The organism is Pseudoalteromonas sp. APC 3355 (assembly GCF_030407615.1).
Taxonomy (GTDB): Bacteria; Pseudomonadota; Gammaproteobacteria; order Enterobacterales; family Alteromonadaceae; genus Pseudoalteromonas; species Pseudoalteromonas distincta.
This window is the reverse complement of the sequence record NZ_JASDDB010000023.1, coordinates 1-12,615: the sequence shown is the minus strand read 5'-3', so window position 1 is coordinate 12,615 and position 12,615 is coordinate 1. Positions and strand designations below refer to the sequence as shown.

The window sequence follows — 12,615 nt, the reverse complement described above, 5'->3', positions numbered from 1 at the left end:
GTCATTTTTTCTTTTTTAGAGTCACTAAAATAATACGATTTATAAGGTACCAGATACAGCCTATGCCTATTGCAGCAGTGTAAGCATACCACTGAAGTGTTTCTTCTTGCGGTTGTAAAAAGTACAAGCAGAAAAAACCACCTAAAAATAAGATAAGCGCCAAAAAGGAGTGATTTATAAACATCTGCTTTTTTTTAATTCGCTGTTCGCGCTGAAGTTGTAAAACTTGCTCGTCGTTTAGCTCTGCAATGTTGCTTTCGCAATGCGGACATTGCTTATGTTTATCTGAAATTGATTTTGCACATTTTGGGCAACGAATAATCGCCATACTTCTCTCCATACTACGCATAAAAAAAGCGCCTTTCGGCGCCTTTATTGTACTTGTTTTATTTCTCGTTGTCTTTTTTGAATTCAAACCAACAACTGATTTAGGGGCTATAATTTTCTAAGTTGCCCACTAAGTTTAATTACTCAGCGTCTTTTGACTGTTTCTCTAGACGCTTTTCCCAAAACGAGGCGTTTTTAATCCCTAATTTAACTGGATCAAATGTGATTTTTCCGCCTTTTTTCTTCTGATCCTCATAATCGCTCAAACATAACAAAGCTGGCTTAGCTACAAAGAAAATAGCTAAAATACCCAATATGTTAATCCAAGCCATTAAGCCAACGCCAATATCTCCAATAGTCCAGATATAACCTGAATTATTAACCATACCGTATGCAACCATGAACATAATCACAAATTTCACAAGGACAAGCGGGATATTGCCTTTAAAGTAACGATTTAAGTAAGCAATATTTGTCTCTGCAATGAAGTAATAAGCAAGTATTGTGGTAAAGGCAAAGAAGAATAATGCAATACCGACAAATGCTTGTCCAAAGCTGCCAAATACACTAAATAAAGCCATTTGAGTAAAGGCTGCTGAGCCTACTTCAGTGGCTGCATCTACATTTTGTACAATAAACTGTCCTGCTGGTAAATCACCCACAACATTATATTGCTGCGTTATTAAAATCATTAATGCTGTTGCAGTACATACAAAAATGGTATCAACATAAACCGAAAAAGCTTGTACTAACCCCTGTTGAGCTGGGTGATCAACCTCTGCAGCAGCTGCAGCATGAGGCCCACTACCTTGGCCAGCTTCATTAGAATATATACCACGCTTTACGCCCCAACCAATAGCAGCACCAAAACCAGCCTGCGCAGTAAATGCATCACTAATAATTAAATAGAATATATCAGCTACTTTATCTAAATTTAAAAATACTACGATTAATGCCAGTACTATGTAACCAAGCGCCATAAATGGCACTACTACTTGCGTAAAGTTTGCAATACGCTTTATACCGCCAAAAATAATAAACGCTAAAACAATAAGGATGATTGCTAAAGCGACTAACTTAAAGCTACCTACGTCACCAAAGCTAGTAGTAACCATGTTGCCATTGCCAAACACTTGGGTAAACGCATTACCTACTGCATTTGCTTGCACGCCAGGTAGAAAAACACCACAGGCAATAATCGCCGAAACAGCAAATAAAACAGCTAGCCACTTTTGCCCTAAACAACGGTCAAAATAGTACGCTGGGCCACCACGGTATTGCCCATCTTCTTCTGTTTTATAAATTTGGCCTAAAGTAGACTCTGCGTATGCAGTACTTGCACCTAAAAATGCAACAACCCACATCCAAAAAATTGCGCCTGGTCCACCAAAGCCGATAGCGGCAGCAACACCAGCAATATTACCAACGCCTACTCGTCCAGATAACGATACTGCAAGGGCTTGAAAAGATGAGATACCTTTATCAGACGTGTTAGGACTAAATAATAACTTACACATTTCTTTAAAATGTCTAACTTGAGCAAATCGAGTTAATACTGAATAAAACAAGCCTGCGCCTAGGCATAAATAGATGAGTGCATCACTCCAAACAACATCATTAACAGCACTTACAAAAGCTTCCATGGATATCCTCTATAGTTATATTTATTATTTTTAATTACGAGACTCTGCTTTAGCTACTACGCTACATAAGCTTTACGAAATAAGGTTTTACCTCTCCCGTCCCGACTCATGATTTAATTAATCTTAACTTAAGTAACCTAACTTTGTTAACACTTAATTTTCAAAATATATAATTACACACTTGGCGAAAGGCACTACATCTGTAGTATTTAAATGAAAGTAGATTGATTTGTACCGATACGGTGATGATACGCAGCGAAGAAGCGTTGAAAACGTTTTAAGAATAAAGCTGCTATATGATTATTTTTTTTTATACAAAGGGTTTTATTAAAAGCAAAAAGGGTATCAAAACTATTGATACCCTTTTAGATAAGCGTTTTATCTTAAATCATCAACAACATTAACAATAGCCGCTAATGTATCTTGACCAAATTGATACGAACGACGATCTGACCAGCCATAATCTGGATCAGGTAAATCGTTGTTGTCTTTAAATGGCATTTCAATTGTGTACGTTAATGCTTTGAATTCTTCAGCCGTAGCTGATGAACCTACCGTTAGGTTAGCTTGACCTGGCTCATCTTTTGGATAGCCATGCTCATCTTGAAACTCTGGTGTAATAGTTAAAAGCGCAGCTTTAAAGCTATCTTCTAAGCCTTTTAAGCGTTCATCGTAACTTGGAATACCTTCACTGCCTGCCACAAAGTTATATGGGATAGCTTCATCGCCGTGTATGTCTAAGTGCATATCTAAGCCAGCTTCGCGCATTTTATTAAGCACTAAGTAAACCTCAGGGCTATTTTCCATGCTGGGTGTTTGCCATTCACGGTTTAAGTTAACACCTTTAGCGTTAGTACGAAGATGTCCGCGTGCGCTACCGTCTGGATTCATATTTGGCACAACGTAAAATACTGCTTTTGATAAGAGCGCAGCTGCATGTGGGTCTTCGTCATCAAGAAGTTTGTGCAGTAGACCTTCAACATACCACTGCGCCATTGTTTCACCTGGGTGTTGACGTGCTGTGATCCAAATGGTTTTCTTGTCTTCACTTGGCTCACCAATTTTAAGCACACTCATATCGCGACCATCGAGTGTTTCACCAAGCGTTATTAATTGGCAAGCGCCTTGGCTTTGTGCCCAAGATAATAGATCTAAATGGCGGTCGTAACTGTATGGTGCAAAGTAAGCAAAATATACGCTGCCGCACTCTGGTTCAATTTCAAAGCTTAATGTGCCATTTTCATAGCTTGATGGTACACGAAACCATGTTTGGCGGTCATATGATGCAACGGCTTGATACCCTTCCCAACCATCTGGGTAAGCTGATTTATCAAGCTCATTAATATCTAACTTATGCAATTGGTAAGGTGTTGTTTCAAGACGAAAGTGAAACCACTGATAAAATTCAGACTGGTGATCTTTATTAATTTCTAATTGAATATTTAAAGGATCGGTGGCTTCAATAACTTTGATATTACCACTGTCGAAATTGCTGCTGATTTTCATGAAAAAACCTTTAGGTTGAATAAGTTTATCTGCTTATTAATTCACAGAACTGACATTATTTTATAAATAGTAAAACGAATGTGCATTTTATTAATTAAAGCCTATCACAAGGCATACGCTTTAAAAATAATACACGACCAAAAAAGCCAGCAACATGCTGGCTTTTAAGTCACTGCAAATAAATTAGCGAGGTAAGCTTGGGAATGACACTTCGGCCATATCGCGCATACAACGAACTACTTGGCAGCTGTAACCAAATTCATTGTCGTACCATACATATAAAACAATACGGTTATCTTCAACAATTGTTGCTTGTGAATCAACAACACCTGCGTAACGGCTACCTACTAAATCGGTAGATACAATTTCCGTTGATGCAGTGTAATCAATTTGATCACGTAAGTCTGAATGAAGTGCTGTATCGCGTAAAAATGCGTTTAGCTCTTCAACTGATGTGCTTGTTGCTAAGTTAAGATTTAAAATAGCTAGCGACACATTAGGTGTAGGTACGCGGATTGCGTTACCTGTTAACTTGCCCTCAAGCTCTGGTAATGCTTTTGAAACCGCTTTTGCAGCACCTGTTTCAGTAATTACCATATTAAGTGCTGCGGCACGGCCACGGCGCTCTGCTTTGTGGTAGTTATCAATAAGGTTTTGATCGTTCGTGTACGAGTGTACAGTTTCAACATGGCCATTATTGATACCAAACTTATCGTTTAGTGCTTTAAGCGTTGGTGTAATTGCATTAGTTGTACAGCTTGCTGCACAAACAATTTTATCCTCAGGTAATATATCTTTGTTATTAACACCATATACGATGTTTTTGATATTGCCTTTTGCAGGAGCTGTTAATAAAACTTTTGCAGCGCCCTTACACTCTAGATGCTGGCCAAGGCCCGCTTCGTCTTTCCAAATACCAGTGTTATCAACAATTAATGCATTGTCGATACCGTATTGAGTGTAATCAATTTCGCTAGGAGAGTTAGCGTAAATAACTTGAATGTAGCTACCGTTAGCTTTAATTGCATTGCGTTCTTTATCAATAGTGATTGAGCCATTGAATGGACCGTGAATTGAATCACGACGCAGTAAGCTTGCACGCTTTTCAAGATCCCCATCTTTACCACCACGCACAACAATAGCGCGCAAACGTAAATCTGAATATGGACCTGATTTTTCAATTAATAAACGCGCTAATAAACGACCGATACGACCAAAACCATACAATACTACATCGCGTGGCTCTTTCGCTGGTGAGTCTGTTATTTCTGCAAGTTCATCTTTTACAAACTCTTCTACTGAACGACCTTTTGCGGCTTCAGTGAACAAATAACTATATGCAAGCTTACCAATATCAATACGTGCTGAGTTTAATTCCATTTTGCTGATAGCTTCTAAAAATGGGAAGCTTTCGCGCAAACGTAATTTAGTGCCTTCAAACTGAGCAACGGTTTTGTGAGATTTGATAATATCGATAGTACTGGCATTTACGAGAGGACGGCCATATACAGCGATTTCGATACCACGATTACGGTAAAGCTTACCAATGATTGGTTGCATGCTTTCTGCGTAATCTTGGCGCTCTTGCCAACTATTTGTGTATTCTAACTCGTGAGATGAGGTCATTTTATTTACCTAAGTTTATCATTTTGAACGGATAGCCTTTAAAAATGCACTATATTTTGAGAGTAATGCACTTCAGGCAGGGCTATTCTAATTTAAACTGAAGTTATTCTCTACTGTTAGGCGTTAAATGATTGCGTTAGAATAACAAAGTAAATATTCATTTGGGGTTAAGGAATGCTTAAAAAAGCAAGTGTACTATTGGGTTTGCTAACATTGGCAGGGTGTGAAGAGCCGTTAACACTCGCACAAGTGTGCAAAGAAACACCTGGCTTTTGTAGCGACTTAAACAAAGACAGTCACTGCAAGGATGAGCGTTCTGATGTAATTATCAAACGCTACATAGAATACAAAGACCCTACTGATGAAAATAAATACCAATTACTCAAGGACTTTGAATCTTATAACCAATGCATAACTTTGGCCGCTAAAATTGAACATATTAAGTTAAAAGCTAAAAAAACGTCACGTATTGATGGTCAATTAACGAGTATTAAAGAAATGACTCGGTTATATCAAGATACCCAAAATACAAACCACCCAGGTTTGCTCTACTACCAATGGTCACGAAATAACAACCAAAGTGCGTTGACTAAATTATTGGCTATAGAAAATGATAAAAGTGTAACGCAAAGTGCCGAAATGCAATTTTTTTTAGCATCGTACTATATTAAATTTGATGATGAAAAAACCATTGATTTACTTTATAAAACTCTAGAGCTCAATAAAAAAGACAACATACCGAATCCGGAAGTGTATACATCACTTATTAGTCTTTTTTATAAACATGATAAGTTTAAGCACGCATATATATTTTCTAAAGTAGCGAAAATGTCGGGGATTGAAAATATTGATGTATTTGAAATTGAGCAGAAATTAGTCGCAAATGGTAAAAGCTTAGATAGCCTAGATGTACTTGCAGAGCAAACATTTCAGCAAATAATGGCAGGTGATTTTGTATCTCCTCGAGAGTTTTAATTTATAATCGCAAAAATAACCTAATACCAATCTGCTTATGTATGGGGTCTATTTAACGTTAAGAAAATTACGCTAGAACTAGGCAAAAACTTTTGTATCTAGTTGTTCTAGATAAAAATATTTTAACGACGTTATAGTGCTATTTAATTCGTTAAATTGATCAAAGATTTATGCAGGTTGGTATAATTTAATAACTAGGTTATTCAGGCAAATAAAAAGGCAGCTTACGCTGCCTTTTTTTATTTTGCTTTGCTTGTGCCCACTTCTACGCGGGTTTTAAGCTTTTGACCTGGTCGAAAAGTCACCACGCGACGTGCCGAAATAGGAATATCTTCGCCTGTTTTCGGGTTGCGGCCTGGTCTTTCTTTTTTGTCTCGAAGATCAAAGTTACCAAATCCAGAGAGCTTAACCTGCTCGCCTTTTTCTAGCGCTGAGCGGATTTCTTCAAAAAACGCTTCAACTAAATCTTTGGCATCTTTTTTATTGATCCCGAGCTTTTCAAATAGGTGTTCAGCTATGTCGGCTTTAGTAAGCGCCATATCTAGTCCCTCAACGATGCATTAAACTGTTCGGCCAATTCGGCCACCACGTTATCAACTACTAGATTGATATCTTTCTCTTCGAGTGTTCTATCAACCGCTTGCAGTGTTAGAGCAATCGCCAAACTCTTATAATTTGGCTCAATACCTTTGCCCTTATACACATCGAATAAGTTTAGGTCAACCAATTGATTTCCGCCAACTTTTTCGATCACGCTTAAAATGTCGCCAGATTTAACGCTGTCTGCCACTAAAATCGCGATGTCGCGGCGATTTGAAGGGAATTTAGACACCCCTTCTGCTTGCGGTAAATTTCTTTTTTCTATTGCTGACATTTCAATTTCAAAAACAAAAGTTGCGTTGTTGATATCTAACGACTTTTGAGCTTGAGGATGTAAAGCACCAAAAAAACCAACCTTTTTACCATCAACATATATTACTGCTGATTGACCAGGGTGAAGTCCATCTGACTGCTCGGCTTTAATTTCAAAGCGAGTAATGTCATTGGTAATTGCAAGTAAGGCTTCAACATCACCTTTTAAATCGTAAAAATCAACATTACGTTTTTCTTCAACCCAATGCTCGCCATTTACAAGGCCTGTTATAACACCGCCAATAACCGGCACTTGGTAAACACCGTTTTCTGCACTTTCGTCGCTTATAAATTTAAGACCATGTTCGAATAAACGAATACGAGGCTGTTGGCGATTTTGGTTATAAGCTACAGACGCTAATAAACCGGGCATTAAACTTACACGCATTGCTGACATTTCAATTGAAATAGGATGCGGTAATACCATTGCTTTACACTCTGGGTGTAAAATAGCTTGTGCTTTAGGGTCTACAAAGCTGTATGTAATTGCTTCTTGGTAACCACGAGTCACTAACGTATTGCGGAACTTGCTAAGCGCAATAGTTGCTTCGTTATGTGTCGTCATTTTAAGTTTTGCAGTTGGTGCAACATTTGGAATGCTGTTGTAACCGTAAACACGTGCTACTTCTTCAATTAAATCTTCTTCGATGCGAATATCAAAACGGTAGCTTGGTACGTCCGCACTCCAGCTTTCATTTTCTACTTTAACATCAAGACCTAAACGCGTAAGAATATCTGTTACTTTAGCATCTTCAATATGATGACCAATAACACGGTCTAAACGTGCACGACGAAGACGTACTTCAGTCACTTTTGGTAGTTTATCAGCCGCTACAGCTTCAACAACTGGACCTGCTTGACCACCTACAATCTCGAGAAGAAGTGCTGTTGCACGTTCCATTGCATCGTGTTGTAGAGCAAAATCAACACCGCGTTCATAACGGTGTGAAGCATCAGTGTGCAAACCGTAGCTACGTGCTTGCCCTGCGATTGCAACAGGATTAAAAAATGCGCTTTCAAGTAATATATCAGATGTTTTATCTGTAACACCTGATTGCTCACCACCAAAAATACCTGCAATTGCAAGTGCTTTATTATGATCGGCTATCACAAGTGTTGTGTCGTTTAATTTAGCGGTATTACCGTCTAATAAAACAAGTTCTTCGCCTGCGTTTGCACTACGAACTTTAATACCACCTTCAATCGCATTTAAATCAAACGCGTGCATTGGGTGACCAAGTTCAAGTAATACATAGTTAGTAACATCAACTACAGGATCGATAGAACGTACGCCACTACGACGTAATTTTTCAACCATCCAAAGTGGTGTTTCAGCATCAAGGTTAATGCCTTTTATCACACGGCCAAGGTAACGAGGACATGCATCTTCGTTAACTAGCTCAATTGATACTTTGTCATCAATTGTTGGCGTAACCGCTGGGATATCTAATACATTTACGTCAATGCTATTTAAAACACCTACTTCACGAGCAAGGCCTTTAATGCCTAAACAATCACCACGATTTGGTGTTAAGTCAACATCAATAATATTGTCATCAAGACCTAGATAGTCACGTAAATCAGTGCCTACTGGTGCATCGCTTGGCAATTCCATAATGCCGTCGCCTTCTTCGCTAATACCTAGCTCAACAAAAGCACATAGCATTCCGTTTGAAGGTTGGCCGCGTAGTTTGGCTTTTTTAATTTTAAAGTCACCAGGAAGTACAGCGCCCACAGTTGCAACAGCAACTTTAATACCTAAACGACAATTTGGTGCACCACACACGATATCAAGTAGCTCATCGCCACCTACGTTAATTTTGGTAACACGCAGTTTATCTGCATCAGGGTGTTGACCACATTCAACAACTTCACCAACAACTACGCCATTAAATTTGGCAGCAGCAGGCTCAACACCATCAACTTCTAGACCAGCCATTGAAAGCTGTTCCGAAAGAGCTTGCGTATCAATAGCAGGATTAACCCACTCTCTTAACCACTTTTCACTAAATTTCATTTTATTGTTTCACTCTTAACGGAACTGGTTCAGGAATTTTAAGTCATTTTCGAAAAATGCACGCAAATCGTTTACGCCATAGCGCAACATTGTTAAACGCTCTACACCCATGCCAAAGGCAAAGCCGGTGTATTTTTCTGGGTCAATACCCACAGACTTAAGTACATTTGGATGTACCATGCCGCAGCCTAGTACTTCTAACCACTTACCGTCTTTACCCATAACATCTACTTCAGCTGAAGGTTCTGTAAACGGGAAGAATGAAGGACGGAAACGAATTTCCATATCTTCTTCAAAGAAGTTACGTAAAAAATCATGCAAAATACCTTTCAACTCAGTAAAGCTAACATCGGTATCAACCATTAAACCTTCAACCTGGTGGAACATTGGTGTATGTGTTTGGTCGTAATCGTTACGGTATACACGTCCAGGTGAAATAATGCGCAGTGGTGGCTGCTCAGTTTCCATAGTACGAATTTGCACGCCACTGGTTTGTGTGCGTAGTACTAATTTAGGATTGAAATAAAAGGTATCGTGATCAGCACGTGCTGGATGATGCTCTGGAATATTTAGCGCATCAAAGTTATGAAAATCGTCTTCGATTTCTGGACCAGATTTAACTTCAAAACCTAACTCACCAAAAAAGCTTTCTATACGCTCAATAGTGCGCGTAACTGGGTGTAAACCGCCGGTAGGCATAACACGCCCTGGTAGAGTTACATCTATAGTTTCAGCAGCTAGCTTTTCTTCAAGTGCTTTACTTGCAAGCAATTCACGCTTTTCGTTAATAGCAACTTGCACATCTTGTTTAGCTTGGTTTATAACTTGGCCTGCTTCTTTACGTTCTTCAGGTGCTATTTTACCTAACGTTTTAAGTAAGCTAGTGATTTCGCCTTTTTTACCAAGGTAATTAACCCTGATATCTTCTAACTGCGCTATTTCACTGGCACTGGCTACCGCCTCAAGTGCTTGCGCTAATATGTTTTCTAAGTTCATTCGATACCTGATCTTTCACAGAAGGTGATTGCTTAAGAGCGTGTTGGCCTTTCAAGATTGCTTTCAACTGTGTGATTGGCAAATAAATAAGGTTAGGCATTGGGCTGTAGTTTCTACATCAGTCATGCAATAACGCTAAATAAAGACCAAACACGTGTTGTTTGAAGTGTTTATCTTGAAGGCTACTCTCTTTGTTGTTCGGGTTTTACATATAAAAACTATGCTAATGTCCTCACGACGCGATTAAAGCACCCTTAAGTTAAACAAATTCCAATCAGGAAAGGTAAACACGCTCTGATAATAGCTTATGATAACTGAAAGCAGGGTCTAGATTCTAGACCTACTACAGCTTTAACGTTGATTTTATAAAAGGAATAGTTAATTTTCGCTGTGCAGCCATAGATGCATGATCTAATTTGTCGAGTACATCTAATAAAGCTCGCATATCACGGCTTAAACGGGTTAATAAAAAGCGTGCACACTCATCACTTAATTCAAGGCCGCGCATGTGAGCGCGCTTAACGAGTGCTTGTGCTTTATCGTCATCACTCATAGAACGAATTTGAAAGGTTGTTCCCCACGTTAAACGAGACTCTAAATCAGGCAGAGATATATTGAGCATGCTAGGAAGTAAATCAGCAGTTACTACTAACATTTTACCGGGTTCGTTAAACCGGTTAAAAAAGTTAAATAGTGCTTTTTCCCACGCATCATTCCCTGCAACTAAATGCACGTCATCAATACATAGAACATCAAGCGCTTCTAAACCGTCTAATACCATAGGTCCAAAGTCAATTACTTCGCGCATAGACAGCAGCATATTAGATAAGCCACGCTCTTGAGCTTTAATACAGGTTGCATATAAAAGGTGAGACTTGCCCGAATCACCTAAACCACATAGGTATGTATACTGAAACGTTTTTGCTAATTTGGAAAAGCTATCTTTTAGGTGATTAACCTCCAAAGAGTCTTCTCCCCCAAAATACGATGCAAATGTTTCGTCATCCGGTAAAGTAACCGGTAGTGCCATTTGCATCGGCTCAGACATTAGCATTATGGTGTTACCCATTGATACTCTAGGCTATTTTTATCAACAACATGATAAAATGCGCGTGGATCCTCATAATCTTTAAATGAAGAGTCTAGCCCTAACCCTTTTTTAAGATCACTCAAGTTACCAGTATGGTTTAGTTTAAATTCAACAAATTCCGGTGTTTTACGAACAATTTTGACTTGCGTAACAACACTTAGGCTCAATAATCTTCGTTTCGCTAATTCTATATCAACAAAACTTTGTGTGCCTTTTAGCGTGAGCGTAGCAGTTGCTTGTTCATAATAAGCATTTGGATCAATTGCATACTCGCTTGCAAGGCCTCGTGCTAAGGTGTCAATCATCTGGCTAACTATTTGCTGCTTATCACCGGTTAATCGATTTGAATCAAATTGATCATCATTAGTAAAACGCCAATCCAAAATCCAATTTTGGCTATCTGCTTCTTTATACATTCTAGCTGTAATACTTCGCTCAGCACTGTAGCGTCTAGAGGCCTCTTCTACTGGTTCTGAAAAGTTACCCCACACCTCAGGAATACCTACTAGACGTCGATCTTGTAAATCAAGTAATGGAACAACGACAGGTAAACCACGACGCCCTGCTTTGTCATAAATTAACTGCTCTAACTGCGGATAACTTTCTTGTGTTACTAATTCTCTGCGCCAATTGTCTTCAATACCTAACCATATTGCGACTAATGGACGTTGTACTCCCCATAAAGGTAAGTTTAACTCTTTGATTAGCGCGTTGATCTTTCGAGCTTCAAATTTAACAACGAGTTTCAATTGTCCATTTGCTCTCTCGTCATATTCAAACTTAAGCATATAATCAGAAATATCTTTAGTACGTTGCTGCGCTAATTTATTTTGATCCGCCGTTTCATCACCGCTTACTTTCACTAAAACATTAAGCAAAGCTTTACGACTCGCAGCTAATCGAGTATCTCGTGTTTTGTCATCCACTTTTAAAATATCTTGATATAGATCAGTTACTTCAACTGCCGACACAGAAAAACAAAATAAAATGGATATGGCGCTAATTAATAATCTATACACAGGCTGTTAGTTCTTGGTTTTAAACTGATTTGATCCTAAATCAAAGACAGTAACAAAGCAAAATTAAATTTGTTATCTAAGGAAATGAAAGTAATTAGCTTTTATAAAAATTAAAAAAGATTAAATTAACGTCAGGAGTCGCTACGCTCGAACGACCTACGTGATGGGTGTTGGTGTGAGTGTGTGTTAATTACGCACATTTCACTTTTCTGCAGACGTAAAAAAGCCCGACTATTTCTAGTCGGGCTCTCTACAATTTGAAGCCTGGGATGTCGTAGTGCCCACAGCGGTAGAAAGTCACATAGCAAATGCTACACTATCGTTGGCCGGGGCTCGCCTGCGAGCTGTTTCGTTTCACTACTGAGTTCGGCATGGGCTCTTTACTAAATCCCAGACAGCAAAAACCGTCACATTGCTGTAACGGGTTTCTCTTATTTGAAGCCTGGTAATGTCCTACTTTCACATAGCAAATGCTACACTATCGTTGGCCGGGGCTCGCCTTCG

The 12,615-nt window shown here is 38.9% G+C and carries 10 protein-coding genes; 1 reads left to right on the top strand and 9 read right to left on the bottom strand.

Translation table 11 applies throughout. From position 1 onward, the window contains the following. Position 1 precedes the first annotated feature (1 nt). The 4 genes from QMA08_RS19725 to QMA08_RS19710 form a co-directional block, all read right to left on the bottom strand. Positions 2–328 (bottom strand): hypothetical protein, encoded by a 327-nt coding sequence (locus tag QMA08_RS19725; protein ID WP_002960680.1) that lies wholly within the window; start codon positions 326–328, stop codon positions 2–4. A 139-nt stretch (positions 329–467) separates the two neighbouring features. Then, complete coding sequence (locus tag QMA08_RS19720; protein WP_039486316.1) at positions 468–1,970, bottom strand: alanine/glycine:cation symporter family protein; 1,503 nt, start codon at positions 1,968–1,970, stop codon at positions 468–470. A gap of 378 nt (positions 1,971–2,348) precedes the next feature. After that, positions 2,349–3,476, bottom strand: coding sequence for a M14-type cytosolic carboxypeptidase (locus QMA08_RS19715; RefSeq protein WP_290175300.1), 1,128 nt, complete (start codon positions 3,474–3,476; stop codon positions 2,349–2,351). 183 nt (positions 3,477–3,659) lie between these two features. Next, on the bottom strand, positions 3,660–5,102 hold the full coding sequence (locus QMA08_RS19710) for a glyceraldehyde-3-phosphate dehydrogenase (protein WP_002960684.1): 1,443 nt from the start codon (positions 5,100–5,102) through the stop codon (positions 3,660–3,662). Between the two features lie 174 nt (positions 5,103–5,276). Here QMA08_RS19710 and QMA08_RS19705 point away from each other — a divergent pair, with 174 nt between their 5' ends. Beyond that, a complete protein-coding gene (locus tag QMA08_RS19705; protein ID WP_193226254.1) occupies positions 5,277–6,077 on the top strand; it encodes a DUF2989 domain-containing protein in 801 nt (266 codons plus the stop codon). A gap of 239 nt (positions 6,078–6,316) precedes the next feature. Here the strand turns inward: QMA08_RS19705 and ihfA are convergent, their stop codons facing one another. From ihfA to QMA08_RS19680, 5 genes are all read right to left on the bottom strand, one after another. After that, positions 6,317–6,616 carry an integration host factor subunit alpha gene (gene ihfA / locus QMA08_RS19700; RefSeq protein ID WP_002960690.1) on the bottom strand — a complete coding sequence of 100 codons (300 nt, stop codon included), beginning with the start codon at positions 6,614–6,616 and terminating at the stop codon, positions 6,317–6,319. A 2-nt stretch (positions 6,617–6,618) separates the two neighbouring features. After that, positions 6,619–9,006, bottom strand: coding sequence for a phenylalanine--tRNA ligase subunit beta (gene pheT / locus QMA08_RS19695; RefSeq protein ID WP_002960691.1), 2,388 nt, complete (start codon positions 9,004–9,006; stop codon positions 6,619–6,621). A gap of 15 nt (positions 9,007–9,021) precedes the next feature. After that, positions 9,022–10,002, bottom strand: a complete 981-nt coding sequence (gene pheS / locus QMA08_RS19690) for a phenylalanine--tRNA ligase subunit alpha (protein WP_039486289.1) — start codon at positions 10,000–10,002, stop codon at positions 9,022–9,024. A gap of 343 nt (positions 10,003–10,345) precedes the next feature. Continuing rightward, on the bottom strand, positions 10,346–11,056 hold the full coding sequence (hda, locus tag QMA08_RS19685) for a DnaA regulatory inactivator Hda (RefSeq protein WP_002960693.1): 711 nt from the start codon (positions 11,054–11,056) through the stop codon (positions 10,346–10,348). Continuing rightward, a complete protein-coding gene (locus QMA08_RS19680) occupies positions 11,056–12,111 on the bottom strand; it encodes a DUF2066 domain-containing protein (protein ID WP_290175299.1) in 1,056 nt (351 codons plus the stop codon). The genes hda and QMA08_RS19680 overlap by 1 nt, the downstream gene beginning before the upstream one ends. Between the last annotated feature and the right edge of the window lie 504 nt (positions 12,112–12,615).

Bases quoted from the DNA above. Each gene is read 5' to 3' on its own strand.
- hda (WP_002960693.1), bottom strand. From the start codon at position 11,056: ATGCTAATGTCTGAGCCGATGCAAATGGCACTACCGGTTACTTTACCG.
- QMA08_RS19715 (WP_290175300.1), bottom strand. From the start codon at position 3,476: ATGAAAATCAGCAGCAATTTCGACAGTGGTAATATCAAAGTTATTGAA.
- pheS (WP_039486289.1), bottom strand. From the start codon at position 10,002: ATGAACTTAGAAAACATATTAGCGCAAGCACTTGAGGCGGTAGCCAGT.
- QMA08_RS19705 (WP_193226254.1), top strand. From the start codon at position 5,277: ATGCTTAAAAAAGCAAGTGTACTATTGGGTTTGCTAACATTGGCAGGG.
- QMA08_RS19725 (WP_002960680.1), bottom strand. From the start codon at position 328: ATGGCGATTATTCGTTGCCCAAAATGTGCAAAATCAATTTCAGATAAA.
- ihfA (WP_002960690.1), bottom strand. From the start codon at position 6,616: ATGGCGCTTACTAAAGCCGACATAGCTGAACACCTATTTGAAAAGCTC.
- QMA08_RS19710 (WP_002960684.1), bottom strand. From the start codon at position 5,102: ATGACCTCATCTCACGAGTTAGAATACACAAATAGTTGGCAAGAGCGC.
- pheT (WP_002960691.1), bottom strand. From the start codon at position 9,006: ATGAAATTTAGTGAAAAGTGGTTAAGAGAGTGGGTTAATCCTGCTATT.
- QMA08_RS19720 (WP_039486316.1), bottom strand. From the start codon at position 1,970: ATGGAAGCTTTTGTAAGTGCTGTTAATGATGTTGTTTGGAGTGATGCA.